The organism is Mesorhizobium sp. M4B.F.Ca.ET.089.01.1.1, from assembly GCF_004022605.1.
In the GTDB taxonomy this organism is placed as follows: domain Bacteria; phylum Pseudomonadota; class Alphaproteobacteria; order Rhizobiales; family Rhizobiaceae; genus Mesorhizobium; species Mesorhizobium abyssinicae.
Genome location: NZ_RZOS01001415.1, coordinates 1 through 452, shown reverse-complemented (window position 1 = coordinate 452; position 452 = coordinate 1). Strand labels below are relative to the sequence as shown.

The following is a 452-nucleotide window of genomic DNA, read 5'->3' as shown; positions in this document are numbered from 1 at the left end:
ACGAGAAGCTGCGGCTCCACACCGACGTCGTAGAGGACTATGAACGACACGCGCCCGAGGAAGCCGCTGCCCTCGATGCCGAGATGCAGCAACGCGTCCGCGATCTTGCCGAGCAGTTCCCGCGGATCTGGAGCGATCCCCGCATCGATGTCCGCGAGCGCAAGCGTATCCTGCGGCTGCTGGTCGCCGACGTCACCCTGGTCAAGGCCGAGACGATTACTGCAAACGTGCGACTATCCGGCGGGGCGACCCGCACCTTGACGCTGGAGCGGCCTTTGCCGATCGCCCAAATCCGCAAGTTCAAGCCTGAGCTCGTCGCCAAGATCGACCGCTTGCTCGACCGACATTGCGATCGCGAGATCGCCGATATCCTCAATGAAGGTGGCCTGCGAACCTGGGAGGGCAAGCCGTTCAATCTCAAGAAGATCGCCTTCATCCGTGGAGCTTACAAC

The 452-nt window shown here is 62.2% G+C and carries 1 pseudogene; it reads left to right on the top strand.

The features are described from left to right. Positions 1-83 precede the first annotated feature (83 nt). Positions 84-452, top strand: a pseudogene (locus EN780_RS37740) (recombinase family protein); the annotation flags it as partial.